The sequence below is a fragment of the Sphingomonas sp. PEI4 genome, assembly GCF_056679955.1.
In genome coordinates this window covers 3,392,835-3,415,793 of the sequence record NZ_CM155258.1, presented here as the reverse complement: position 1 = coordinate 3,415,793, position 22,959 = coordinate 3,392,835, and the positions used below count along the sequence as shown (strand labels likewise).

General features: G+C 66.5%; 20 protein-coding genes and 2 riboswitches. Of the genes, 6 read left to right on the top strand and 14 right to left on the bottom strand.

The genetic code is table 11. From position 1 onward, the window contains the following. Positions 1–147: 147 nt before the first annotated feature. From AC1MLZ_RS15790 to AC1MLZ_RS15780, 3 genes are all read right to left on the bottom strand, one after another. The gene (locus tag AC1MLZ_RS15790) at positions 148–1,068 is read right to left on the bottom strand and encodes a 4-(cytidine 5'-diphospho)-2-C-methyl-D-erythritol kinase (RefSeq protein WP_480959300.1); all 921 of its coding nucleotides are present in this window, start codon (positions 1,066–1,068) and stop codon (positions 148–150) included. Between the two features lie 260 nt (positions 1,069–1,328). Then, positions 1,329–2,714, bottom strand: coding sequence for a tetratricopeptide repeat protein (locus AC1MLZ_RS15785; protein WP_480959299.1), 1,386 nt, complete (start codon positions 2,712–2,714; stop codon positions 1,329–1,331). Between the two features lie 28 nt (positions 2,715–2,742). Further along, positions 2,743–4,404, bottom strand: a complete 1,662-nt coding sequence (locus AC1MLZ_RS15780; RefSeq protein WP_480959298.1) for an electron transfer flavoprotein-ubiquinone oxidoreductase — start codon at positions 4,402–4,404, stop codon at positions 2,743–2,745. A 139-nt stretch (positions 4,405–4,543) separates the two neighbouring features. On the opposite strand from AC1MLZ_RS15780, the gene AC1MLZ_RS15775 reads away from it, so the two are divergent. The 4 genes from AC1MLZ_RS15775 to AC1MLZ_RS15760 all read left to right on the top strand — a co-directional run bounded on the left by AC1MLZ_RS15775 (position 4,544) and on the right by AC1MLZ_RS15760 (position 8,313). Beyond that, a complete protein-coding gene (locus AC1MLZ_RS15775; RefSeq protein WP_480959297.1) occupies positions 4,544–5,326 on the top strand; it encodes a uracil-DNA glycosylase in 783 nt (260 codons plus the stop codon). Next, a complete protein-coding gene (locus AC1MLZ_RS15770; protein WP_480959296.1) occupies positions 5,323–7,194 on the top strand; it encodes a lytic transglycosylase domain-containing protein in 1,872 nt (623 codons plus the stop codon). The genes AC1MLZ_RS15775 and AC1MLZ_RS15770 overlap by 4 nt, the downstream gene beginning before the upstream one ends. A 5-nt stretch (positions 7,195–7,199) precedes the next feature. Then, complete coding sequence (gene moaB / locus AC1MLZ_RS15765; RefSeq protein ID WP_480959295.1) at positions 7,200–7,727, top strand: molybdenum cofactor biosynthesis protein B; 528 nt, start codon at positions 7,200–7,202, stop codon at positions 7,725–7,727. Positions 7,728–8,064: 337 nt separating this feature from the next. Further along, on the top strand, positions 8,065–8,313 hold the full coding sequence (locus AC1MLZ_RS15760; RefSeq protein WP_480959294.1) for a hypothetical protein: 249 nt from the start codon (positions 8,065–8,067) through the stop codon (positions 8,311–8,313). 54 nt (positions 8,314–8,367) lie between these two features. Here AC1MLZ_RS15760 and AC1MLZ_RS15755 read toward each other — a convergent pair whose 3' ends face one another. Beyond that, positions 8,368–8,565 (bottom strand): hypothetical protein, encoded by a 198-nt coding sequence (locus AC1MLZ_RS15755; protein ID WP_480959293.1) that lies wholly within the window; start codon positions 8,563–8,565, stop codon positions 8,368–8,370. 173 nt (positions 8,566–8,738) lie between these two features. Here AC1MLZ_RS15755 and AC1MLZ_RS15750 point away from each other — a divergent pair, with 173 nt between their 5' ends. Next, positions 8,739–9,809: a PA0069 family radical SAM protein gene (locus AC1MLZ_RS15750; RefSeq protein WP_480959292.1), complete on the top strand. Its 1,071-nt coding sequence runs from the start codon at positions 8,739–8,741 to the stop codon at positions 9,807–9,809. 269 nt (positions 9,810–10,078) lie between these two features. Here AC1MLZ_RS15750 and AC1MLZ_RS15745 read toward each other — a convergent pair whose 3' ends face one another. Together AC1MLZ_RS15745 and AC1MLZ_RS15740 are read right to left on the bottom strand one after the other, a co-directional pair. After that, complete coding sequence (locus AC1MLZ_RS15745; protein WP_480959291.1) at positions 10,079–10,438, bottom strand: VOC family protein; 360 nt, start codon at positions 10,436–10,438, stop codon at positions 10,079–10,081. Positions 10,439–10,610: 172 nt separating this feature from the next. After that, complete coding sequence (locus AC1MLZ_RS15740; RefSeq protein WP_480959290.1) at positions 10,611–12,146, bottom strand: aminoacyl--tRNA ligase-related protein; 1,536 nt, start codon at positions 12,144–12,146, stop codon at positions 10,611–10,613. A 185-nt stretch (positions 12,147–12,331) separates the two neighbouring features. Between AC1MLZ_RS15740 and AC1MLZ_RS15735 the strand changes: the two genes are divergently transcribed. Continuing rightward, positions 12,332–13,225, top strand: coding sequence for a DMT family transporter (locus AC1MLZ_RS15735; protein ID WP_480959289.1), 894 nt, complete (start codon positions 12,332–12,334; stop codon positions 13,223–13,225). 80 nt (positions 13,226–13,305) lie between these two features. Here the strand turns inward: AC1MLZ_RS15735 and AC1MLZ_RS15730 are convergent, their stop codons facing one another. The 8 genes from AC1MLZ_RS15730 to glmU form a co-directional block, all read right to left on the bottom strand. After that, positions 13,306–13,833, bottom strand: a complete 528-nt coding sequence (locus AC1MLZ_RS15730; protein ID WP_480959288.1) for a CcdC protein domain-containing protein — start codon at positions 13,831–13,833, stop codon at positions 13,306–13,308. 150 nt (positions 13,834–13,983) lie between these two features. Next, a complete protein-coding gene (gene gcvPB / locus AC1MLZ_RS15725) occupies positions 13,984–15,645 on the bottom strand; it encodes an aminomethyl-transferring glycine dehydrogenase subunit GcvPB (protein ID WP_480959287.1) in 1,662 nt (553 codons plus the stop codon). Further along, positions 15,642–17,000 carry an aminomethyl-transferring glycine dehydrogenase subunit GcvPA gene (gcvPA, locus tag AC1MLZ_RS15720; RefSeq protein ID WP_480959286.1) on the bottom strand — a complete coding sequence of 453 codons (1,359 nt, stop codon included), beginning with the start codon at positions 16,998–17,000 and terminating at the stop codon, positions 15,642–15,644. The genes gcvPB and gcvPA overlap by 4 nt, the downstream gene beginning before the upstream one ends. Before the next feature lie 113 nt (positions 17,001–17,113). Then, positions 17,114–17,485 carry a glycine cleavage system protein GcvH gene (gcvH, locus tag AC1MLZ_RS15715; RefSeq protein WP_480959285.1) on the bottom strand — a complete coding sequence of 124 codons (372 nt, stop codon included), beginning with the start codon at positions 17,483–17,485 and terminating at the stop codon, positions 17,114–17,116. Between the two features lies 1 nt (position 17,486). Continuing rightward, positions 17,487–18,734: a glycine cleavage system aminomethyltransferase GcvT gene (gene gcvT / locus AC1MLZ_RS15710; protein ID WP_480959284.1), complete on the bottom strand. Its 1,248-nt coding sequence runs from the start codon at positions 18,732–18,734 to the stop codon at positions 17,487–17,489. Positions 18,735–18,783: 49 nt separating this feature from the next. Beyond that, a riboswitch (glycine riboswitch) is annotated at positions 18,784–18,892 on the bottom strand. Next, positions 18,893–18,997: riboswitch (glycine riboswitch) on the bottom strand. It abuts the riboswitch before it with no gap. 292 nt (positions 18,998–19,289) lie between these two features. Continuing rightward, positions 19,290–21,113, bottom strand: coding sequence for a glutamine--fructose-6-phosphate transaminase (isomerizing) (gene glmS, locus AC1MLZ_RS15705; RefSeq protein WP_480959283.1), 1,824 nt, complete (start codon positions 21,111–21,113; stop codon positions 19,290–19,292). A gap of 17 nt (positions 21,114–21,130) precedes the next feature. Continuing rightward, positions 21,131–21,565, bottom strand: coding sequence for a hypothetical protein (locus AC1MLZ_RS15700; protein ID WP_480959282.1), 435 nt, complete (start codon positions 21,563–21,565; stop codon positions 21,131–21,133). Beyond that, entirely contained in the window at positions 21,562–22,941 is a 1,380-nt protein-coding gene (gene glmU / locus AC1MLZ_RS15695) for a bifunctional UDP-N-acetylglucosamine diphosphorylase/glucosamine-1-phosphate N-acetyltransferase GlmU (protein ID WP_480959281.1), read from the bottom strand. Before glmU ends, AC1MLZ_RS15700 begins: the two co-directional genes overlap by 4 nt. Positions 22,942–22,959: the final 18 nt, after the last annotated feature.

Below are 22,959 nucleotides of genomic sequence, written 5' to 3'. Positions count from 1 at the left end.
CTCGTGGGCGGGTTCGATACGAGTCCGTGGCGGGCGGTTTGATTTGCGGCTCTGGATCCTGACTTTCGTCAGGATGACGGAGGTGGGGTGATCGCGCCATCGCGTAGCCGCACCATCGCGGGGGCTGATCGTTTGGTGTCGTTTCGTTCAGGCCAAAGTCGTTGCGAGTGTCCACCAGCCGTTGGCTTGGGCAGTTGTTGTGGCGGTGTCTCTGGCTTCGGGGGTTTCGAACAGGGCGAAGCAGGTGGCGCCGGAGCCGGACATCCTGGACAGGAGGACGCCTTGTGCTGCGTCCAGGAGGGCTCGGACCTGGGCGATTTCGGGGGCTAGCGCCAGCGCGGGGGGCTCGAGGTCGTTGCGGCCGGCTTTTGCGCGGTCGAGGAGGGTGCCGTCGGGGATCGGGCCTCGGTCCTGGCCGTCCCAGGTCTTGAAGACTGCCGCGGTCGAGACGGCGACGCCGGGGTTTACGAGCAGGAGGGGGGTGCCGGACAGGCCTTCGAGGTTCGTGAGAGTGTCGCCTTTGCCGGTGCCGAGCGTGGTGCGGTTGGCGAGGCAGGCGGGGACGTCTGCGCCGAGCTTTGCGGCAATTTCGTGGAGACGGGGGTGGGTTGTCGAGATCCCGTGGAGGCGGGCCAGCGCTCGGAGAGTGGCGGCGGCGTCGGCTGAGCCTCCGCCTATGCCCGAGGCGATGGGGAGGTGCTTTTCGAGAATTATCGCGTGGTGGGTGTTTGGGGCAAAGGCGGTGGTGAAGGCGTCGGCTGCGGCGGTTACGAGGTTGCCTTGCCAGGGGGCGTGGCTTGGGATGGCGTTGGGCGCGCGGGGTGCTTCGTCATTTGCCGTTCCCAATTGGGCCCCGACCTTCGCCGGGGGGGTGTTTGGGAGGAGTGCTGCGGCGAAGGGGCCGGTTATGGTGAAGGTGTTGGCCTCGGCGGGTACCACCGTGATGATGTCGCCGTCGGTGGCGAACGCGAAGAGGGTTTCGAGGTCGTGATAGCCGTCGGGGCGGCGACGGCGGACGTGGAGGGCCAGGTTGATCTTGGCGGGGGCGGGTTCGGTGATGGCGGGCATTTTGGGTCTCGAGGTTCAGCGGATTTGGACTTGGCTTAGCTGACCGCGGGGCGCTGGCAACTGGAGGTGCACTCTCCAGCGTCCGTCATCCTGACGACAGTGCTGCGGGCGGGTTTAGCCAACAAACACCCGTCATCCCAGCGGACGCTGGGATCTCGTGTGGGGCGGGTGGTGCGTGCCTCGTGGGATACCCCAGCTTTCGCTGGGGTGACGGGCTTTGGAAGGTGTCGGCCCTTCCCTCTTCCGGTGGGAGAAGGATTTCAGCGGTGAGCTTTTGGCGGAAGGCCGTTGGCGATCTTGGCGGTTATGCGGGCGGTTTCGGTTGGTTCGGCGGTCAGGAGCGCGGCGCGCCAAGCATACCGCGCTTCGTATTGGCGGCCGACCGTCCAATAGGCGTCGCCGAGATGATCGCCGATCTCGGTGTTGGCGGGTTCGCTCCGCGCTGCGCGTTCGAGCAACGGGAGTGCGCGCGCCGTGTCGCCTGAGAGGTGGTAGGCCCAGCCTAGCGAGTCGGTGATCGAGGCGTTCGCGGGATCGAGGCGGGTGGCGCGTTCGAGGAGCCGGATCGAGGCGGGGATGTCGTCGCCGTGCTCGACTTGCGCGAAGCCGAGATAGTTGAGCGCGAGCGGTTGCGCGGGGCCGCGGGCGACGGCCTTTTCGAGCGCATCGCGCGCTTCGGGCCAGCGACCGGCCTGGTCGAGTGCGCCGCCATATTGCAGCCAATTGCCCCAGCTGCCGCCCTTTGCACCGTCCGCGGCGATGATGCGCTGGTACCAGGTCGCGGCGTCGGCGGGGTTGCCGGTGGTCAGCAACAGGTCGGCATAGCGTTGCCAGTCGGCGGGGCCGGCGTCCTTCTGGTCGACGCGGTTCTTGGCGGCGGCGAGCGCTTCACCGTTGCGGTCGGCGGTGGCGAGGATGTCGATGCGCTCGGCGGCGGCAGCCGAGGCGGAGGGGCTTTTCGCGTCGATACCGTCGAGCACGACGAGCGCGCGGTCGACCAGCGTGTTGCGGGCGAGCGCGTCGGCGAGGAGGACACGGGCCGCGTCGAAACTGGGGTCGGCGCGCAGGGCGGCCTGGGTCAGTGCGATCGAAAGCGGCGAGGGTTCGCCCGCGCTGAGATCGCTGGCGAGGCGGGCAAGCAGGCGCGACACGCCGACCGCGAGCGGTTGCTTGCGCGGTGTGGCGGCGATCAGCGTCCGCGTTTCGGTGGCGAAGCGGTTGGCGACGGGGTCCTTCGCGGCGGTGGCGAGCGAGGGTTCGGGATCGCGCCCCTCGGCCTGCGCGACCAACGCGTAGAGCGAGGGGGCGAGGACCACCAGCGGCCCGGTCGAGAGCGTCGCGATGGCAGCGCTGGCAGCCTTCGCGTCGTTCCGTCGTGCCGCGTCCGCGAGCGGGATCAGCGCGGCGTCGGCCGGGGCTACGCCAGCCCTGTTCAGTATGGCGGCGGCGCGGGTGGCGAGCGGCATGTCGCCGGCCTCCAGCGCCTCGCGGTAAGCGCGGATCGCGACGACGGGATCGCCGGGGGTGGCCGCCAGAACCTTGGCATAGCTGGCGGCGGCCAGGCTCGTATCGCCTTCAGCGTCGGCCGCGCGGGCCTTCAGATAGGCGGAAAGGTCAGCCGGCGCCGCCGTGGCGGGCGCCGCCACGGCGAGACCTAGTGCGAGAAACAGACGCTTACATGTTGGGATAATTGGGGCCTCCGCCGCCCTCGGGTACGACCCAGTTGATGTTCTGGGTGGGGTCCTTGATGTCGCAGGTCTTGCAGTGGACGCAGTTCTGCGCGTTGATGACGAACTTGGGGTCGCCCTCTTCTACACCCACCACCTCGTAAACGCCGGCCGGGCAATAGCGTTGCGCGGGTTCGTCGTACATCGGCAGGTTGTAGGCGATCGGCACGCTCGGATCCTTGAGCGTCAAATGGACCGGCTGGTCCTCCTCGTGGTTGGTGTTCGAGACGAACACCGACGAGAGGCGATCGAAGGTGAGCACGCCGTCGGGCTTGGGGTAGACGATCGGCTTGACGAGATCCTTGCGCCACAGGCTCTCATTGTCGGGATGGTGTCGCATCGTGAAGGGCATCTTGATGCCCAGATGCTCTAACCACATCGTCACGCCGGCGAGCCCTGAGCCGATCAGGTCGCCGAACTTCTTGACCAGCGGCACGACGTTGCGGACAACAGACAATTCCTTCTTCACCCAGCTCTTCTCGAACGCCTCGGGATAGGCGGCGAGTTCGTCATGGCCGCGCTGCGAGACGATCGCCTCGACCGCGGCCTCGGCGGCCATCATGCCGGACTTCATCGCGGTATGCGTACCCTTGATCCGCGGCACGTTGAGGAAGCCGGCGCTGTCGCCGATGAGGGCGGCGCCGGGCATCACGAGCTTGGGGATCGACTGGAGGCCGCCGTCGCTGATCGCGCGCGCGCCGTAGCTGACGCGCTTGGCGCCCTTCAGCAGCGCGGCGATCTCGGGGTGCGTCTTCCAGCGCTGCATTTCGTGGAACGGCGAGAGATGCGGGTTGGTGTAGTTCAGCCACGTGACGAAGCCGATCGAGACCTGGCCGTTCGCCTGGTGATAGATCCAGCCGCCGCCGTTCGAGCCCTCGGTCTCGGTCAGTGGCCAACCCTGCGTGTGGATGACGCGACCGGGGCTGTGGAGCGCGGGATCGATGTCCCAGAGTTCCTTGATGCCGAGGCCGTAGACCTGCGGGTCGCTGTCCTTGGCGAGGTCGAACGTGCGGATCAGTTCCTTGGTGAGGTGACCGCGCACGCCTTCGGAGAAGAAGGTATACTTCGCGTGAAGTTCGAGCCCCGGCGTGTAGTCGCCCTTGTGCGTGCCGTCGCGGGCGACGCCCATGTCGCCGGTCGCGACGCCCTTCACCGAGCCGTCGTCATTGAACAGGACTTCCGCGGCGGCGAACCCTGGGAAGATCTCGACGCCCAACTCCTCCGCCTTGCCCGCGAGCCACCGGCACAAATTGCCGAGCGAGCCGGTATACGTGCCCTTGTTGTGCATGAACGAGGGCGTGACGAAGTGCGGCATTTCGCTCTTCTTCGTCTTGGTGAGGATCCAGTGATGGTTCTCCGTCACCGGCACTTCGGCGAGCGGGCAACCGTCCTCACGCCAGTTCGGCAATAGCTCGTCGAGGCTTTTCGGGTCGATGACCGCGCCGGACAGGATGTGCGCGCCGACTTCGGAGCCCTTTTCGAGCACGCAGACGCTGATCTCGGCGTCCTTCTCGGCCGCGAGCTGTTTCAGGCGGATCGCTGCCGAGAGACCGGCCGGGCCAGCGCCGACGATCACCACGTCGTACGGCATCGATTCACGTGTCGTCATCATCGTCTCCCGGGGGATGTCCCCTATTGCCATAGCTTTGCGCCCCACCCTTCGTTCGGGCTCGGGCCGGCACCATCTTGTCCAATATGGCGATTGCGCGAGTTGACCGCCACGTCAACCGTGCAGCATAGGTTACCCTGTGGGGGCGGACCAAACCATCGACTGGCGAAATACAGCGGCGAGCGCGCTCGACTGGTGGCACGAGGCTGGCGTCGACACGCTGGTCGACGACGTCCCGCGCGACTGGTTCGCGGCGCCTGAACCGCTGGTCGTGCCCACCGCCGCACCTGCCGCGCCGGTCGTCGCACTGTCCGCGATGCCGCTTTCACTGGCCGATTTCCTCGAGTGGCGGAGCAGCGCGGAGGTTCCCGAGGCGGACTGGAGCGGGGTTTCGCTGGCCGCGGTTGGTCCGGCTGACGCTACGGTCATGGTGCTTGTCGATTGCCCCGACCGGGACGACGGCGATGCAGGGGCATTGCTGAGTGGGGCGTCGGGGCGGTTGCTCGACAAGATGCTCGCCGCGATCGGCCTGACGCGTGACGAAGTGCATCTCGCGGCGGTCTGCGCGAAGCGGCCGACGGCGGGGCGGATCCAGAGCGAGATCGAGGATCGGCTCGCGGAAATCGCCAAGCATCACATCGGGTTGGTTGCACCCAAGCGACTGCTGCTGCTCGGTAATGCGGCGAGCCGTGCGATCCTCGGGACGGAATTACAGGCCGCGCGCGGGCGTTTACACGAGTTTAACCATAAGACCGGAAGAACGGGGTCCGGTTCGGCGTCTGGCGAAGCTTCCAGCGAGACCGGCGTGGTCGCGAGCTTTCATCCGCGGTTCCTGATCGAGAAGCCCGCGGCCAAGGCCGAGGCCTGGAAGGATTTGCAGATGCTGATGCGCGGACTGACGTCGCAAGAGGGTATGAGATGATTCGGACTCTAGCTATCGTTATGGGGCTCAGCGCCCTCCCCTTCCCGGCTCTGGCGGCGACCGTCGCGGGTGAGCCTGCCGGCGATGCGCGGCTCGGGACGACGAAGCTGGTCGGTGCGCCGACGTTGGAGCAGATCCCGGACCAGCTTGATGCCGGCCAGCGCGAGGCGTACAGGACGGTGTTCGCCGCGATCCGCGACGGCAAGTGGACCGATGCGCAGATCGGGCTCGACACCATGAAGCCTGGCCCGCTGCACGCGATCGCGCGCGCCGAGATGTATACGGCGAAGGGCTCGCCCAAGGTCGAGATGGAGCCGCTGGTCGCGCTACTCAACGAAGCGCCGGAATTGCCGGAAGCCGCGCAGATCTCGCGGTTGGCAACGGTGCGCGGTGCGGTCGACCTGCCCCCCCTGCCCACGGCACAGCGACTGATCTGGCAAGACGGCGCACCGCGTCGCGTCCGCGCCAAGAGCCTGCAGGGCGACATGATCGCCGCCGATCTTGCGCTGAAGATGCAGCCTTACGTCAAGGCGGACATGGGCCGCGAGGCGCAGTCGTTGCTCGAAAGCACGCCGGGGCTCACGCCCGAGGCGTTGACCGAGTGGCAGCAGAAGATAGCATGGATTTATTTCCTGCAGGGCGACGATGCGAACGCGCGCGTGATGGCGGCGAAGGCGCAGAACGGCGTCGGCGACTGGGCGGTCCAGGGTCGCTGGGTCGGCGCGCTGTCGGCATGGCGGCAGAATGACTGCGCGAATGCCGAGACCGGGTTCGAGGGTGTCGCGGCGCGGGCCGGCGACGTCGATCTGCGGGCAGCGGCTTTGTACTGGGCCTCGCGCGCAGACATGGTGTGCTCGCGCCCCGACAAGATCGAGGGCCGGCTGAAGGCGGCGGCGCAGTTCGGCGAGAGCTTCTACGGCCAGCTTGCGCGCCAGCAGCTGGCGATGAAGGACAAGGGCACGTCGGTCGGCGGGCTCGTCGCGAGCGACTGGAAGGTCGTCGGCAAGCGCCCGAACGTGCGCGTCGCGGCGGCACTGGTCGAGGTCGGCGAGACCGATCTGGCCGATACCGTCATCCGCCAGCAGGCCAAGATCGGCGACCCGCGCGAGTTCGGCAACCTGGTGCGCGTAGCGGAAGCGCTGAGCCTGCCGGCGACGACCGTTTGGCTCGCGCACAATTGCCCGCAGGGCGTCACGTCGACTGCTGAGGCGCGTTATCCGACGCCGAACTGGACGCCGGACAGCGGCTGGCACATCGATAAGGCGCTGGTCTACGCGCACACGCTCGAGGAATCGCGGTTCCGCAACACCGTGAAGAGCCCGGCCGGCGCGTACGGCCTGATGCAGATCATGCCGGCCGCCGCGACCGATTTCGCGCGCGAACGTGGCACCTCGATCGACATGAAGGCACTGACCAAGCCCAGCACCAACATGGATATCGGCCAGCGCCATCTGGAGCGGCTGCGTGACATGGCGGGCGTCACCGGTGGGCTGCTGCCCAAGGTCATCGCGGCCTATAATGCGGGCCCGCGCCCGGTCGGCGACTGGAACGCGATCGTCCACGATAACGGCGATCCGCTGCTGTATATCGAGAGCATTCCGTACTGGGAGACACGTGGCTACGTGACCACCGTGCTGCGCAATTACTGGATGTACGAGGCGCAGGGCGGCAAGAAGGCATCGACCAGCCGCAATGCGTTGGCGCAGGGCATGTGGCCGCGCTTCCCGGGCCTGCCGGGTGCGACAGCGGTACGGATGAATGCCCGGCCGAACGCGCGCGCGAGTGCCAGCGTGGCGCCGCTGGGTGCTACGGTCGCGGTCAACGCCAGCGTCCGGCCGCAATCCGCCACCATCACGCGCGCGGACTGAGTTTCATGCCGATCGATGAGAGCCGGACGTTCCTGCCGGTGCGGATTGCCGTACTGACTGTGTCGGACACACGTGGGCTGGCGGAGGATCGCTCGGGCGATACGCTTGTCGCGCGACTGACCGAAGCAGGGCATGTGCTCGCCGACCGCCGGATCGAGAAGGACGACGTCGAGACGATCGTGTCGCGACTGCACGCCTGGATCGACGATCCCGAGGTGGATTGCATCATCACCACCGGTGGCACCGGCGTGACGGGTCGTGACGTGACCCCCGAGGCGGTCGAGCAGGTGGCCGAGAAGATGATTCCAGGCTTCGGCGAGCTATTCCGCATGCTCAGCTACCAGACGATCGGCACCTCGACGGTCCAGTCGCGCGCGTGCGCCTGCGTATCGCACGGCACCTATATCTTCGCGCTGCCAGGCTCGACCGGTGCGGTGAAGGACGGCTGGGACGGCATCCTGCGCGACCAGCTCGACAGCCGCCACTGCCCCTGCAATTTCGTCGAACTGATGCCGCGGCTGCTGGAGCGCTGAGGCTTTCCCTGAGGCGAGTTTGCTTTCGCCCGTCGCGTGCCCTCACCCTTCCCACGGCCAAGTGGCCGCGGGCCCCTTCCCTTTCCCCGATGGGAGAGGGAGAGACGTTGTAGGCAGCGTACGCTGGCTTGCACCAATTCGCTGCGGTTTTCGCCAGATTGTGGTGTGTCTTGCGATCCAGGTTTCACCCGTAGAGTTTAGCTGTTCGGTGAAAAAACCTCGCTGTTCGAACATCTTCGCCTATGTGTCGCACTGTATTACATAACTGGCACGCCAGATGCATTGGTCGAGATGCCGCCCCACCGGGCGCCTCATACCAATATAAGGAATGCCTGCCATGACCCCGATCTTTCTGAAGAGCCTCGTTGCCGTCGCTGCCCTCGCGATCAGCGTTCCAGCCTTCGCTACTCCATCGGCTTCGACGCAGAAGACGGTCCTGAAGTACGATGGCGAGACGCAGAAATATTGCACGGTCGAGCCGGCCATGACCGGCTCGCGGATCGATCGGAAGACCTGCAAGACGTCCGCCGAATGGTCTGCCGCTGGGCTGAACATGCCGAAGGCGGTGATGCTGGCGCAGAAGTGAGGCTGCACGGTTCGGTCGGACGAGTGCGCTTGTCTCGACCGGACCGCCTCCGCGTCAGGCCAGCGCGGACCCGCCGCGCGCCGCGTGGATCAGGTCGACGAGTTGCTTGTTGATCGACGCACCGTGAAGATGGACGTGGACCGCGTCATACCCCTCACGCCGCAACCGCTGGCGCAGCGCGTTGACCGACTCGCACTCGCCCGAGCGTGCCAGCTCGAATGCCCGTTCCACCGTGGTGATCTGTTCCGTCATGGGCCTCCCGTACGCGCTATCGCCGCAGGCGGCGAGCGCTTATTCGTACCACGGGCAAGTCGCTAGAAACTCGTCATTATTTCTCTAATGTAAATCAAGATCCTGCCGGGCAACTGCGCAGCGCAACGAATTATGTTCTATATTTGTTCTGACATCGCGCGTATCGTTTGCCGATGAAGACCACTCGACCAGTTCGCGGGGCGACGCGCAACGACGAGAGCCGGCGGTTCAACCTGCCGCAGACCGAGGCGGATGGCGACTGGCTCGACATGCGCGAGGGGATCGACGGGATCGCGCCAAAGCTGCGGACGACGGTGACGGTCGAGACCCCGCGGACGATCATCAGCCGCAATGCGTCGCCGGACGTGCCGTTCGACCGCTCGATCAATCCCTATCGCGGATGCGAACACGGCTGCATCTATTGCTTCGCGCGGCCGAGCCATGCGTTCCACGACCTGTCGCCGGGGCTGGATTTCGAGAGCAAGCTGTTCGCGAAACCATCGGCGGCGGCGTTGTTGCGGGCGGAATTGTCGAAGCCGGGCTATGCGGCCGCGCCGATGGCGTTGGGGACGAACACCGATCCGTATCAGCCGATCGAGACCGACTGGCGGATCACGCGCGGCATAATCGAGGTGCTGGCAGAGACGGATCATCCGTTGACGATCACGACCAAGTCCGACCGGGTGGTGCGCGATATCGACCTGTTGGCACCGATGGCGGCGAAGGGGCTGGCGGCGGTGGCGATGTCGATTACCTCGCTCGATCAGAAGGTGGCTTCGACCGTCGAGCCCCGCGCGCCGCACCCCGAGCGGCGATTGACGGCGGTGCGGAAGCTCGCCGATGCGGGCGTGCCGGTGTACGTTTCGATCGCACCGGTGATCCCGGCGATTACGGATCACGAGATCGAGCATCTGATCGCGCGGGCGGCGGAGGCTGGGGCGACTCGGGCGTTCTTTATCCCGGTAAGGTTGCCGCATGAGGTGGCGCCACTGTTCCGGGCTTGGCTCGACGAGCATTTTCCGGATCGCGCGGGGAAGGTGATGGCGACGATCGCGTCGCTGCGCGGGGGCAGGGATAACGATCCGAACTTCTTCACGCGGATGCAGGGGCAAGGGCCTTGGGCGGAGTTGCTGGGGACGCGGTTCCGGATCGCGTGCGCGAAGCATGGGTTGAACCGGGAGCGGGTTGCATTGCGGAGCGACCTGTTCCGTGCGCCGAGGGGGCCTCAGGGGGAATTGTTTTGAGAAGGGCGGAAGGCTTTGGCAGTGGCTTGGCCGACAACCGCCGTAAAACTCGCTAGTACGGTTCGACCTGCCGTTCTGCTCCCCCCTTGGAAGGGAGAGGTTGGGGGTGGCGCAGGTTCCGCACATTCGAACTTTAGTGGCTGAAGTGGGCATACCCACCCCTGGCTCTCCCTTTTCAGGGAGGGATGAAGGTCTTGCCGTCGGCCGCTTCTAAGCCGAGATATCGATCTACGAACTTCGCCGCGCGTCGGTCCGCGTTGCTCGCGTCGTTACGCAGCATCCTCGGGCTGCCAGAGCTCGATCGGGTTGCCTTCCGGATCGTGGATGCGGGCGAAGCGGCCGAAGCCGGGCATGTCCCATTCGGGATCGGTGATTACTGCGATCCCTGCCGTGCGAAGGGTTGCGATCAGACCATCTATTTCATCGACGCGCAGATTGAGCATCCATGGGCGATCCGCGGGGAAATAGTCGGCGTCGATGGCAAACGGCGCGAAGACGCTGGGTCCCGCCTGCGTTTCCCATGAACCATAGGGCAGCGAGCCGACGCCGAGATGCTCGACATACCAGGCGCGGATCGCCTCCGGGTCTTTCGACCGGAAGAAGAAGCCGCCGATTCCGGTCACGCCCATGCCCTGCCCCCAACGTCGCTTCGCTCAGGCCGATGCGACGATACCAGACTGGGCCCTGCAACGCAGCCGACAGACCGGACCGTTTCGGCTGCTTCTTGGCGTCGGGTTTGGGGCGCTTCCGCCCCGCCCCCGGACGCCAAGCCGACCTTGCCGGTCGCAGCCGATCGGCGCGCTAGTAGGCGCGGCCGATCAGGATGCGTTCGACCGCGGGTTCGCCGGTGAAGATGCACGCGCCGTCGTCGCAGCCGGTCTGCCCCATCGGGGCGTTGCGGATGGTGAGCTTGAGCGCCTTCAACCGCTCCACGACTTTGTCGAGCGCGGGGCCGGTGGGCTTCGACCAGCGAACGTCGACCCAGCCGGGGTTTTTCACGCCGTCCGCGAAATGCGCTTCGACCGCGGCGAAGTCGGCGGCGGGGACGATGTTGCCCTTTACGCGGTTCATAGACTCGACGTGGAGCGTCGCCTGGACGTCGTGGAGCATGCCCGAGACTTCGCTCACGAACGTGTCGCGAGGCGTGGCGATGCTGTCGAGCTTGCCGTCCTCGCGGTAGAGGCGGTCGCGGCGGATCACCGTGACGTTGCCGCCGGCGACATCGCGGCCGCCGACCTCAATCACGATCGGTGCGCCCTTCTTGACCCAGCCCCAGCGCTTGGTCGCAGCCTTGGCGGGCTTGAGGTCCAGCAGCGCGCGGACGGGTTCGCCGAGCGCGGACTGCTTGGCGAGTTCGGCCTGGAGCGACTTGCAATAGTCGACGATCGCCGCGTCCTCGGGGACGTCGCGCAGCATCGGCACGATTACGACCTGCCACGGCGCGATCATCGGCGGCACGCGCAGGCCGTCGTCGTCGCCGTGGACCATGATGACCGCGCCGATCATCCGCGTCGACACGCCCCAGCTGGTCGTGTTGCAGAGCTCGAACTCGCCGCCCGCATTCTGGAAGCGGATGTTCTGCGCCGAGGCGAAGTTGGTGCCGAGGAAATGCGAGGTGCCGGCTTGGAGCGCCTTGCCGTCCTGCATCATCGCCTCGATCGAATAGGTCGCGACGGCCCCGGGGAAGCGCTCGTTCTCGGGTTTTTCGCCGGCGATGACGTGGACGCCGAGGCATTCCTCCGCGAAATCACGATAGACTTCGAGCATCTTCAGCGTCTCTTCGCGCGCTTCGTCTGCGGTGGCGTGCGCGGTGTGGCCTTCCTGCCAGAGGAATTCGCTGGTGCGCAGGAACATGCGCGTGCGCATTTCCCAGCGGACGACGTTGGCCCATTGGTTGATCAGCACGGGCAGGTCGCGCCACGACTGGACCCAGCGCGCGAACGCAGCGCCGATGACCATTTCGGAGGTCGGGCGCACGACCAGGGGTTCCTCGAGCTTGGCTTCGGGATCGGGGATCAGGCGGCCGTACCCGTCGGCCTTGAGGCGGTGGTGCGTGACCACGGCCATCTCCTTGGCGAAACCCTCGACGTGTTCCGCCTCCTTCTCGAAGTACGAGAGCGGGATGAAGAGCGGAAAATAGCAATTCTCGTGGCCGGTCGCCTTGATCCGGTCGTCGAGCAGGCGCTGGATGCGCTCCCAGATGCCGTAGCCCCAGGGGCGGATGACCATGCAGCCGCGGACGCCCGATTCCTCGGCGAGATCGGCCTCGGAGATGACGGCCTGGTACCAGGCGGAGAAATCCGCCTCGCGGGTGACGGGGAGTGCGCGCTTTATCATGGGGTGCGGATAGCGGTTGCGGGTGGGTTCGTCACCCCATGCGCCGCCCCCTCGCTCCGTCATCCTGACGAAAGTCAGGATACAGAGCCAGGAGTGCTGCGGGTGGTACTCTGGATCCTGACTTTCGTCAGGATGACGGACGTTTGGGGTGGGATGCCCGCGCGGCCCTCGTTAGGTAGCCACCCATGTCCACCGACCGCATCCTTCCCGCCATCGGCATGCGGTTGCTGTCCGTCGTGATCTTCGCGCTGATGAACACCGCAATCAAGCTGGCCGAGCGGCATGGCGCGAGCGTGTCGGAGATCCTGTTCTTCCGGCAGTTCGGTGCGTGTTTGCTGGTGTCGGCGGTGATCCTTGCGGGGCCGGGCCTGCCTTCGGTGGCGACCAAGCGGCTGCCGGCGCATGTCGTACGCGCGATCGTCGGGCTGTCAGCGATGGCATTTACTTTCAACGGGATCGTCGCGTTGCCGCTGGCCGAGGCGACGACGATCGGGTTCACGGTGCCGGTGTTCGCGACGATCCTGGGAGCGCTGGTGTTGCGCGAGCCGACCGGGTGGCATCGCTGGGCGGCGGTGGCGGCGGGGTTCGCGGGCGTGTTGATCGTCGCGCAACCGGGGGGCGATCACTTTCCGTTATGGGGTGCGGGCTGTGCACTGGCGGGGGCGTTCGGGACCGCGAGCGTGTCGATCCTGTTGCGGCAGATCGGCAAGACCGAGAGTGCGTTGACGACGGTGTTCTGGTTCTCGGCGTTGTCGTTGATCCCGTTGTCGGTGTTCTACGGGCGGGCGGCGGAGTCGCATGATTTGGTGACTTGGGTGTGTTTGGGGGCCGTCGGGGTATTCGGCGGGCTGGCGCAGATCGCGATGACGACGTCGTTGCGGCTTGGGCCGGTTTCGGTGGTGGTGCCGATGGATTATTCGAGCTTGCTGTGGGCGACGTTGCTGGGGTGGCTGGTGTTCGACACTTTGCCAGCGGACGCGACTTGGCTTGGGGCGCCGGTCATCGTGGCGAGCGGGTTGTATATCGTCTGGCGGGAGCATGTCCGGCGGCAGGACGAGACGGACCGCGCGATAGCTTGAGGCTCTCCCGTCATCCTGACGAAAGTCAGGATCCAGGGTAATCGCGCGCTGTCGTTCTGGGCTCTGGATCCTGACTTTCGTCAGGATGACGGGATTTGGGGGACGCGTACCGTTTCGAGCATCCGCTTTGCGCGGAGGTACATTTCGATCCGTTGGGTGGTGAACAGGCCGAGCGCGAGCGCGACCAGCATGTCGGTGATGGCGAAGGCGTCGAGGTGGAGGGCGTGGCCGTCGCCGATCACGGCGCGCGCGCCGGTGCGGACTGCGACGATCGCGACGATGAACAGGACCGCTGCCGGGGAAGACGTCGTGTTGAGCGCGTGGGTGTCGAGGTCGATCGTGATCCGCATGAGCTTGCCGCGCTGCCAGCCGAGCACTGCGCCCATGACCAGGGCCAGCGCGCAGAACAGCCAGGCGAGGCCGTGGGGTGGGTACATCACGAACATGTAGAGCGCGGCGGCTGCGTAGAGCGCGGGGAAGATCCAGAGGCGTTCGAGCTTGAGCGGTTTTACCACGCTCATGCGGCGCCAGCGCACTGCGAAGACTATGGCAATGATGACGGCCGTGATCGCGTAGCTGATCCAGCCTTGTGCTTCGTGCGCCTGCATTGGTTTGAGCCCCCACCCTGTTGGGCGGAGGCTAGATCGGTTGTGGTATTCCGGGCAATCCGTTTTCCTGCGTACGCAGGAATCCAGGGTTACGGCTCGCAGCATTCGTAACCCTGGCCTCCTGCGTCCGCAGGAGAACGGTCTTGCTCGTTACTCCGCGGCTTGCGCCAACGGAGCCGGGTCCTTCCAGACTAGCACCGGTTTCCGCGCCGCCAGCGTCTCGTCGAGGCGCGCGCGGGGGGCGAAATGGGGGGCGGTCTTGAGGCTCGGGTCGCCGGCTTTCGCGCGTTCCGCCACTGAACGGAGGGCGGCGATGAACTGGTCGAGGGCTGCCTTCGACTCGGTCTCGGTTGGTTCGACCAGCATCGCGCCGTGGACGACGAGCGGGAAGTACATCGTCATCGGGTGGAAGCCTTCGTCGATCAGGCCCTTCGCGACGTCGATCGTCGAGAAGCCCTCGGCGAGGTTCGAGTCCGAGAACAACGCTTCGTGCATGCACGGACCCGAGGGGCCGAACGGGGCGTCGAGCGTGTCGTCGAGACTGCGCAGGATGTAGTTGGCGTTGAGCACCGCGTCCTCGGACACTTGGCGCAGGCCGTCTGCGCCGTGGCTAAGGATGTAGGTGAGCGCACGCGTGAACATGCCCATCTGGCCGTGGAACGCGACCATGCGGCCGAAGCTGCCGGCGTGATGTTCGCCTGCGGTCTCCTCTTCGATCAGCTCGAATTGGCCGCCTTGCTTCTCCACGAACGGAAGCGGCGCGTAAGGGGTGAGTGCTGCCGAGAACACCACCGGCCCCGAGCCTGGACCGCCGCCGCCGTGCGGTGTCGAGAAGGTCTTGTGGAGGTTGATGTGCATCGCGTCGATGCCGAGATCGCCGGGGCGGACGCGACCGACGATCGCGTTGAAGTTCGCGCCGTCGCAATAGACGTAGCCGCCCGCCGCGTGCACCGCTTCGGAGATCTCGCGCATGTCGCGCTCGAACAGGCCGCAGGTGTTGGGGTTGGTGATCATCACGCCGGCGACGTCTGGGCCGAGCCGGGCCTTCAGCGCGGCGGTGTCGACGCGGCCTTCGGCGGTGGCGGGGATGTCCTCGACGCTATAGCCGGCGAAGGCTGCAGTGGCGGGGTTGGTGCCGTGTGCGCTCTCGGGTACCAGGATGATCTTCCGCGCGCCTTCGCCCTTGGCTTCGAGTGCGGCGCGGATCGCGAGGATGCCGCAGAGCTCGCCGTGTGCGCCGGCCTTGGGGCTCATCGCGACCGAGGTCATGCCGGTGAGCGTGACGAGCCAGTGTGCGAGCTGGTGGATGACTTCCAGCGCGCCCTGGACGGTGTCGACCGGCTGGAGCGGGTGGACGTCGGAGAAACCGGGAAGTCGCGCCATCTTCTCGTTGAGGCGCGGGTTGTGCTTCATCGTGCAACTGCCGAGCGGGAAGAAGCCGAGGTCGATGCCGTAGTTCTGGCGGGAGAGGCGGGTGTAGTGGCGGACGGTTTCTGGTTCGGAGAGGCCTGGGAGGCCGATGGGGTTGGCGCGCGACAGGTTTCCGAGGCGCGATAGCCCTCTCCCCTCCGGGGAGAGGGTTGGGTGAGGGGCTGTTCCGGGCGCAGCATTGCTGGGCTGCCCCTCACCCCGGCCCTCTCCCCGGAGGGGAGAGGGAGCAGCGAAATCTACGCCGGTGGTGTGGGTGTCGCCGATCTCGAAGATCAGTGCTTCTTCCAGCATTAGCGCCTTGTTGCCGGTTACCGATGCGGGCACGCCGCCGGTGTTCGCCTCGGGCGAGGTCGGGCGCCAGCCGCTCTGGTTGATGCTCATGCCAGTATCTCCTGGAGTGCGGACGCAAGCGTTTCGACGTCCTCCGCGGTGGTCGTTTCCGTCACGGCGACGACAAGGCCGTTCGCGAGAGCGTCCTTGCCGGGGTACAAACGGCCGAGCGATACGCCGGCGAGGATGCCGCGATCGGCTAGCGTGCGGACGACCGGGCGGGCTTCCACGGCGAGCTTCAACGTGAACTCGTTGAAGAAGGTGTCGTTGACCAGCTCTACGCCGGGGATTTGCGACAGGCGTTCGGCGGCGGCGGCCGCGCCTGCGTGGTTCACCTCCGCCAACTGGCGCAGGCCGGCTTCGCCGAGCAACGTCATGTGGATCGAGAAGGCCAGTGCGCAGAGGCCGGAGTTGGTGCAGATGTTCGACGTCGCCTTTTCGCGGCGGATGTGCTGCTCGCGGGTCGACAGCGTGAGGACGAAACCGCGGCGGCCGTCGGCGTCGACGGTTTCGCCGCAGAGGCGGCCGGGCATCTGACGGACGTATTTGTCCTTGCAGCCGAACAGGCCGACATAGGGTCCGCCGAACTGGAGGCCGACGCCGAGCGACTGGCCTTCGCCGACGACGATGTCAGCGTCCATCTCGCCGGGCGACGTGATCGCGCCGAGCGCGACAGGCTCGGTCACGACCGCGATCAGCAGCGCCTTCTTCGCATGACACGCATCCGCGAGCGGGCGCAGGTCGGCGATGCGGCCGAGGATGTCGGGGTACTGGACGACCACGCACGAGGTATCGTCGTCGATCTTCGCGATCAGCTGGTCGAGATCCATGTCGGCGACCAGCTCGGGCGCGGTCGTGTCGAGTACGTCGCCGGTGAACTTCGCCATCGTGTTGGCGACCGAGACGTAATGCGGGTGGAGGCCCGACGACAGGATCGCCTTGCCGCGCTTGGTGATGCGCCTAGCCATCACGATCGCTTCCCAGCACGCGGTTGAGCCGTCGTACATCGAGGCGTTGGCGACGTCGGTGCCGAGCAGCCGCGCGACCTGAGTCTGGAACTCGAACAGCATCTGCAGCGTGCCCTGCGCGATTTCCGGCTGGTAGGGCGTGTAGGCGGTGAGGAACTCGCCGCGCTGGATCAGATGATCGACCGACGCGGGGACGTGATGCTTGTACGCGCCGCAGCCGAGGAAGAACGGCGCTTCGCCCGCGGTGAGGTTCTTTTTCGCGAGCGCCGACATGTGGCGTTCGACCGCCATTTCGGAGGCGTGCATCGGGAGTTCGCGAATGGGCCCGTCGAGGCGCGCGGCTTCGGGGACGTCGACGAAGAGGTCGTCGATGGTCGAGGCGCCGATGACGGCGAGCATCGCCTCGCGGTCGGGCTGGGTCAGGGGAAGGTAGCGCATTCTAGTCTCCTCCCCTCCCGTTTACGGGAGGGGTCGGGGGAGGGAATGAGGCGGGGAACGACTGTATCAGCCCCTCCCCCGACCCCTCCCGCGAGCGGGAGGGGAGCAGCGACTTACAGCCCTTCGACGAAGGCTGCGTAGGCGGCTTCGTCCATCAGGCTGTCGAGTTCGCCCGGGTCGCTGAGCGTCAGCTTGAAGAACCAGCCTGCCGCTTCGGCGTCCGAGTTCACCAGGCTGGAGTCGTCAGCCAAAGCCGCGTTGCCCTCGGTGACGGTGCCCGAGACCGGCGAATAGACGTCCGAGGCGGCCTTGACCGACTCTACGACCGCGGCTTCGTCGCCCTTCGACAAGGTCTTGCCGGCTTCGGGGACTTCGACGAACACGACATCGCCGAGCTGGCTCTGCGCGTATTCGGAGATGCCGACCGTGCCTACGTCACCGTCGACATCGACCCATTCATGATCCTGCGTGAAGTAACGGCTCATATCACTTGGCTCCTGCGCGGACGTAGCGGTGGGGAATGAAGGGCATTGCGGTGACGGTGGCGGTGTGGACCTTGCCGCGCTGCGCGATTTCGATGCGGGTGCCGGGCGCTGCGAGCGCGAGCGGCACATAGGCCATCGCGATCGGCTTCCCGAGCGTCGGTGCGAAGCCACCGCTGGTGAGGCGGCCGATCGTCGCGCCGGTGTCGTCGATCACTTCGGCGCCTTCGCGGGCGGGCTGGCGGCCCTCGACGATCAGGCCGACGCGCTTGGTGGCGGGGCCGTGCTCGCGCTCGGTGAGGATGCGCTCTGCACCGGGGAAGTCGGCGGCTTCGCGGCGGCGCTTCGACAGCGCGAAACCGAGGTCCGCCATGACCGGCGTGATCTCAGGATCGAGGTCGTGGCCGTAGAGCGGCAAGCCGGCTTCGAGACGCAGCGAATCGCGTGCGCCGAGACCGATCGGCTTGATCTCGGGGAGCGCGAGCAGTGCGTCGGCAAAGGCGACGGCATGTTCGGCGGGGAGCGATATCTCGACGCCGTCTTCGCCGGTGTAGCCCGAGCGGCTGATCCAGAGCGGCACGTCGTTCCAGTGAAACGCGCCGGCGGTCATGAACACGAGGCCGTCGATGCCGGGAACGATCCGCGCGACCGCCTCGACCGCCTTGGGGCCCTGCACTGCGAGCAGTGCCTGATCTTCGAGGATGTTGATCGTGACGTCGTCGGGCAGGTGCTCGATCAGATAGCTGATGTCGTCATATTTGGTCGCGCCGTTGACGACGACGTAGAAGCTGCCGCTCGCGGTCGGCGATGGGTGGAGCGGATCATAGGCTTCGGGCTCGACGTCCTGCGCGGAGAAGGGCGATGGCTGGTCGTCGGGCAGGCGCGTGGCCATTAGGTCGTCGAGGATGCCGCCGTCCTGCGCGAGCAGCAGCGAATAGCGCATCTTGCCTTCGCCGAGCCCGGCGATGTCGCCCGGCAGCACGGTTTCGAGCGCGTGCGCGACTCCTTCGCCGGAGAAGACGAGCTGGCCCATGTGGCTGACGTCGAACAGGCCGGCCGAGTCGCGCGTCCAGGCGTGCTCGGCCATAATGCCTTCATACTGGATCGGCATCTCGTAGCCGGCAAACTCGACCATCCGGGCGCCTTGCGCCCGGTGCCACGCGTCAAGCGGCAACGGCAGGATCTCGGGCTCGACGTAGTCGTCGGCCTGGTCGATGATGCTGGCGAAATCGCGCAGTTCGGGGTCGCTCATGGTATGGTCTCCGTCGAAGGGGCGCGCGGCACCAGACGGTGCAACGATCCAAACCCCCTCTGTCACGGGACCTGAGAGCTTTCACGCCGGAGATGTCCAGCGCTTACCCCTTCGGTGGCCCTCGGCGCGAACGCCAGGACGCTTTCCAGAGTGTCGATCAGCCTCGCGCGGTCTCTGGTGCCTGAGAGATTCCGGGGTGGTTGCTCCTTCGGCGGTTCCTTTGGTCCTTGAAGGGCCAGGAAACGCTCTCCCGCGCGGTGCCATGCCGGTTCCGGTGCCCAGCAAAGTAATACTTTGCTGGGAGCCCTGCCCGACATCGACGCCGCGAGTTGTGACGCGGCGCACAATTATAGTCAATCGAGGGTTTGGGGGCGCGGGAAGAAATCCGTGGATACCCCCGCCATCAGCACCACCCCGGCGAAGGCCGGGGCCCAATTGGAAAGGTCGTTGTAACGGAGGAGCGCGCCTCAGTTACCTCCGTCCCCCAATTGGGCCCCGGCCTTCGCCGGGGTGGAGTCTATGGTTGGGGCACCAGCAGCTCAACTATGCCGCCGACTATTCGACCGTGACGCTCTTCGCCAGATTGCGCGGTTGGTCGACATCCGTGCCCTTGAGCACGGCGACATGATACGCCAGCAACTGCACCGGCACCGCATACACCAGCGGTGCGATCAGCGGGTGGACCTTGGGCATCGTGATCGTCGCCATGCAGCCTTCGCCAGCCGCCTGGATGCCGTCGTAATCCGAGATCAGCACGACCTTGCCGCCGCGTGCCATGACTTCCTGCATGTTGCTGATCGTCTTGTCGAACAGCGGGCCTGACGGTGCGATGACGATGACCGGCACGTGCTCGTCGATCAGCGCGATGGGCCCGTGCTTCATCTCGCCGGCGGCATAGCCCTCGGCGTGGATGTAGCTGATTTCCTTGAGCTTCAGCGCGCCTTCGAGCGCCAGCGGGTAATCCGTGCCGCGGCCGAGATAGAGCACGTCTCGCGCGCCGGCGATGTTGTGCGCCATCGCCTCGATCGCCTCGTCATACGCCAGCGCGCCGTTGAGCGCAGCGGGGGCTTCCGACAGATGTCGAACGATCTCGCGCTCCTGGTCCCGCGTCAGCAGACCCTTCGCACGCGCCAGGTTCGCGGCAAGTGCGGCGAGCACGGCGAGCTGGCAGGTGAACGCCTTGGTCGAGGCCACGCCGATCTCCGGCCCGGCATGCGTCGGCAGCAGCAGGTCCGCTTCGCGCGCCATCGAGCTGGTCGGCACATTGACCACGACCGCGATCTTCTGCCCCTCGGCCTTGGCGTGGCGGAGTGCCGCCAGCGTGTCCGCAGTCTCACCCGACTGCGAGATGAAGAGCGCGAGGCCGCCGTCTTCCATCACCGGCGCACGGTAGCGGAACTCGGACGCGACATCGAGGTCGACGGGGACGCGCGCGAACTGCTCGAACCAGTATTTAGCCACCATGCCGGCGTAGAAGCTCGTCCCGCACGCGACGATCGTGACGCGCTTGATCGTCGACAGGTCGAATTCGGGGATCGGCAGCGAGACTTCGCCTTCCATCCGCTTCAGGTACGAGCGGAGCGTCTGGGCGACGACGATCGGCTGCTCGTAGATCTCCTTCAGCATGTAATGCCGGTGGTTGCCCTTCGAGACCAACTCGCCGGTCACGCCCGAGATCGTGATGGCGCGCTCTACGGCCACGTTGTCGCGGTCGTAGACCTGCGCGCCGTCGCGGGTCAGCACGACCCAGTCGCCCTCGTCGAGATACGCGATCCGCTGCGTCAGCGGCGCCAGCGCAAGCGCGTCGGAGCCGAGATACATCTCCCCGTCGCCGTGCCCGACGACCAGGGGCGAACCGAGCCGCGCGCCGATCAGCAGGTCGGGATGCTGGCGGAACAGGATCGCGAGTGCGAACGCGCCGTGCAGCCGCGGCAGGATCTCGCGCACGGCGGAGACCGGATCGCTGCCAGCCTCGACCTTCTCGCTGATCAGGTGTGCGACGACTTCGGTATCGGTTTCGCTGGTGAAGACGCGGCCGCGCGCGACCAGTTCGTCGCGCAGCGGCTTGAAGTTCTCGATGATTCCGTTGTGGACCACCGCGACTTCGCCGGTCGCGTGCGGGTGCGCGTTGTTGGTGGTCGGGCCGCCGTGCGTCGCCCAGCGGGTGTGGGCGATACCGGTCTTACCGGGCAGCGGGTGTGCGGCGAGCTCGTTCGCGAGGTTGACGAGCTTGCCCGACGCGCGCCGCCGCTCGATCGCGCCGTCATTATCGGTGGCGATGCCCGCCGAATCATACCCACGATATTCGAGGCGCTTCAGCCCATCGAGCAACCGCCCCGCGACGTCTTCGCCGCTCAAAATTCCAACGATGCCACACATAGCTGATGTCCGTTCGTTCAGTCGACCGAGAGGAGCTGTTCGCCCCGCTCGATAACGACATGGGTCTGGTAGTAATATTTGCCGGTCGGGCGACCGTCCGCGGTGAAGTCGATCCGCACCCGGCGCGCCTGGCCGTCGACGCGGATCGTCCGTCCCTGCAGCACAGTCGCTGCGGGCGCGCCTAACCGTGCGTCGAGTTGCGCCTGCGCAATCGGCCGAACCTCGAACGACAGGTTGCGCGGGTCTCGGTAGTCGCTCTCCGAATTGAGATAGAGGCTGGTTCCTTGCCGGCCCGACGCGCGAACCGTCATCACGAAGACGCCGGGATAGGCGCCGGGCGCCAAGCCCGCCGCGCGCTCAATCGCGAGCATCGGCGGAATCGCGTCGCGCGAACCCTGCGGCGTTACGCATCCGGCCAGCGCCAGCACGGCAACGAGCGCGACCGCCCTCATGACCGCTTCCTTGCCAGCATCCGCTCTCGGAAGCGCTTGGCCCAGCCGGGCTTGGCGACCTGCGGCGGGCGGACCAGCGCGAGCGCGTCGGTCTCGACGTCCTGCGTCACGACCGATCCCGCCGCGACGATCGCGCCGGCGCCGATCGTGACGGGCGCGACCAGCGCGGAGTTGGACCCGATGAACGCGCCTTCGCCGATCACCGTGCGGTATTTGAAATAGCCGTCGTAATTGCACGTGATCGTGCCGGCGCCGATGTTGGCGCCAGCGCCGATGTCCGCGTCGCCGATATAGGTGAGATGGCTGACCTTGGCGCCCTCGCCGATCACGGCTTTCTTGACCTCGACGAAATTGCCGACCTTGGCGTCCGCACGCAGGTCAGCGCCGGGGCGTAGGCGGGCGAACGGGCCGACGTTCGCGCCCTTGCCGACCAACGCGCCTTCGATGTGGCTGAACGCGTGGATCGTCGCGCCGTCTTCGATCTGGGCGCCCGGGCCGAAGACGACATTGGGTTCGATCACGACGTCGCGGCCGAGGATCGTGTCGTGCGCGAACCAGACCGTGTCGGGGGCGATCAGCGTAACGCCGTCGGCCATCGCCTGCGCGCGTCGCGTGGCCTGCCAAGCGCCCTCGACGCTGGCGAGTTCGCCGCGGCTGTTGACGCCTGCGACCTCGTCCGCGCCCGTCTCGATGACGGCGGACGCACGGCCATCCGCGGCGGCGAGCATAACGATGTCGGGAAGGTAGTATTCGCCGGCAGCGTTGTCGTTACCGACGCGGTCGAGCAGCGCGAACAAATCTGCGGAGTGAACCGCCATGAGGCCGGAGTTGCAGAGTGTCTCTGCGCGCTGTGCCTCGTCAGCATCCTTGAACTCGACCATCCGATCGATTCGGCCCTCGGCGTTGGCGATGACGCGGCCATATGCGCCGGGATCGGCCGGGCGGAACCCGAGCACCACCGCGGCGGGCGCGTCTTCACCGTGCAGACGGTCGATCATCCGCTGCATCGTCGCGGCCGTGACCAAGGGAACGTCACCGTAAAGGATGATGACATCGCCCTCGAACCCGGCAAGAGCATCCCGCGCCTGCGCGACGGCATGGCCGGTGCCCAGTTGCTCCGCCTGAAGCGCAGTAGCGATGCCGAGGGGTGCGACCGCCTTCTCGACCTGCTCGCGCCCTGCCCCGGTCACCACGACGGTCTTTGCCGGATGCAGCGCCGCCGCGCTCGCCACGAGGTGCAGCAGCATCGGCCGCCCGGCGATCGGGTGAAGCACCTTGTGCAGGTCGGATTTCATCCGCGTCCCCTTGCCCGCGGCGAGGATCACGACCGCAATCGGGCGCGCAGGAATCGGTTGGTCGGAGGAATGCGTCGTCATAGGATTTCCGCTGCCACG

Bases quoted from the DNA above. Each gene is read 5' to 3' on its own strand.
- AC1MLZ_RS15790 (WP_480959300.1), bottom strand. From the start codon at position 1,068: ATGCCCGCCATCACCGAACCCGCCCCCGCCAAGATCAACCTGGCCCTC.
- AC1MLZ_RS15780 (WP_480959298.1), bottom strand. From the start codon at position 4,404: ATGACGACACGTGAATCGATGCCGTACGACGTGGTGATCGTCGGCGCT.
- AC1MLZ_RS15770 (WP_480959296.1), top strand. From the start codon at position 5,323: ATGATTCGGACTCTAGCTATCGTTATGGGGCTCAGCGCCCTCCCCTTC.
- moaB (WP_480959295.1), top strand. From the start codon at position 7,200: ATGCCGATCGATGAGAGCCGGACGTTCCTGCCGGTGCGGATTGCCGTA.
- AC1MLZ_RS15760 (WP_480959294.1), top strand. From the start codon at position 8,065: ATGACCCCGATCTTTCTGAAGAGCCTCGTTGCCGTCGCTGCCCTCGCG.
- AC1MLZ_RS15755 (WP_480959293.1), bottom strand. From the start codon at position 8,565: ATGACGGAACAGATCACCACGGTGGAACGGGCATTCGAGCTGGCACGC.
- AC1MLZ_RS15750 (WP_480959292.1), top strand. From the start codon at position 8,739: ATGAAGACCACTCGACCAGTTCGCGGGGCGACGCGCAACGACGAGAGC.
- AC1MLZ_RS15745 (WP_480959291.1), bottom strand. From the start codon at position 10,438: ATGGGCGTGACCGGAATCGGCGGCTTCTTCTTCCGGTCGAAAGACCCG.
- AC1MLZ_RS15740 (WP_480959290.1), bottom strand. From the start codon at position 12,146: ATGATAAAGCGCGCACTCCCCGTCACCCGCGAGGCGGATTTCTCCGCC.
- AC1MLZ_RS15735 (WP_480959289.1), top strand. From the start codon at position 12,332: ATGTCCACCGACCGCATCCTTCCCGCCATCGGCATGCGGTTGCTGTCC.
- AC1MLZ_RS15730 (WP_480959288.1), bottom strand. From the start codon at position 13,833: ATGCAGGCGCACGAAGCACAAGGCTGGATCAGCTACGCGATCACGGCC.
- gcvPB (WP_480959287.1), bottom strand. From the start codon at position 15,645: ATGAGCATCAACCAGAGCGGCTGGCGCCCGACCTCGCCCGAGGCGAAC.
- gcvPA (WP_480959286.1), bottom strand. From the start codon at position 17,000: ATGCGCTACCTTCCCCTGACCCAGCCCGACCGCGAGGCGATGCTCGCC.
- gcvH (WP_480959285.1), bottom strand. From the start codon at position 17,485: ATGAGCCGTTACTTCACGCAGGATCATGAATGGGTCGATGTCGACGGT.
- gcvT (WP_480959284.1), bottom strand. From the start codon at position 18,734: ATGAGCGACCCCGAACTGCGCGATTTCGCCAGCATCATCGACCAGGCC.
- glmS (WP_480959283.1), bottom strand. From the start codon at position 21,113: ATGTGTGGCATCGTTGGAATTTTGAGCGGCGAAGACGTCGCGGGGCGG.
- AC1MLZ_RS15700 (WP_480959282.1), bottom strand. From the start codon at position 21,565: ATGAGGGCGGTCGCGCTCGTTGCCGTGCTGGCGCTGGCCGGATGCGTA.
- glmU (WP_480959281.1), bottom strand. From the start codon at position 22,941: ATGACGACGCATTCCTCCGACCAACCGATTCCTGCGCGCCCGATTGCG.